Below are 930 nucleotides of genomic sequence, written 5' to 3' on the forward strand. Positions count from 1 at the left end.
GCTCGGGCCTCGGCGGTCTGGTCGACCAGATCGAGGACCCGATCCGCATCTCCTATGCCGACCTGCCCGGCTTTCCCAGAAGCGGTGTCACCGGGCACGCCGGCGAAGTGGTGGCAGGGCTGTTTGCCGGCGTGCCGGTGCTGCTGCTGTCGGGCCGTGCCCATTACTATGAGCACGGCAACGCCGCGGCGATGCGGCCGGTGCTGGAAGTGCTTGCCGGCATCGGCATCACGAAACTGATCCTCACCAATGCCGCCGGCTCGGTCGATCCGGACATGCCGCCGGGCTCGGTGATGCTGATATCGGACCACATCAATTTCTCGGGCACCAACCCGCTGATCGGCGAACCAAGCGACCGGCGTTTCGTCGGCCTGACCGAAGCCTATGATGCCGGCATCCGCCAGGCCATCGAGCGGGCGGCAAAAGCGACCGGCACCACCCTGCACAAGGGCGTCTATATGTGGTTCTCCGGCCCATGCTTCGAAACGCCGGCCGAAATCCGCATGGCGCGCATCATGGGCGCCAATGCGGTCGGCATGTCGACCGTACCGGAGGTCATTCTCGCCCGCTTCCTCGGACTGCGCGTCGCCGCCTGTTCGGTCATCACCAATCTGGCGGCCGGCATGACCGGGGCCGAGCTTTCGCACCAGGAGACCAAGGACATGGCGCCGGTCGGCGGCGCGCGGCTGGCGACGATCCTGCAGCGCGTGTTCCGCGACGGACTGCTGGAGATCTGATGCTTCCCCAGGAAATCATCCGCCGCAAGCGCGATGGCCTGAGGCTGTCGGAGGACGAGATCGCCGGCTTCGTCGCGGGCGTGACGTCAGGCGCCGTTACCGACGGCCAGGCCGGCGCCTTCGCCATGGCGGTGTTCTTCAACGGCATGAACCGCGACGAGGCCGTGGCGCTGACGCTGGCGATGCGCGATTC

The 930-nt window shown here is 67.1% G+C and carries 1 protein-coding gene and 1 pseudogene; both read left to right on the forward strand.

Going from position 1 to position 930, the window contains the following annotated elements; genetic code table 11:
* Positions 1–737 (forward strand): purine-nucleoside phosphorylase (locus EN994_RS33250; protein WP_127308247.1); only part of this gene is annotated, 737 nt, incomplete at its 5' end.
* Positions 737–930, forward strand: a pseudogene (locus EN994_RS33255) (thymidine phosphorylase); the annotation flags it as partial. The gene EN994_RS33250 and the pseudogene EN994_RS33255, both read left to right, overlap by 1 nt.

Source organism: Mesorhizobium sp. M7A.F.Ca.CA.002.09.1.1 (genome assembly GCF_003998555.1).
GTDB lineage: Bacteria > Pseudomonadota > Alphaproteobacteria > Rhizobiales > Rhizobiaceae > Mesorhizobium > Mesorhizobium ciceri.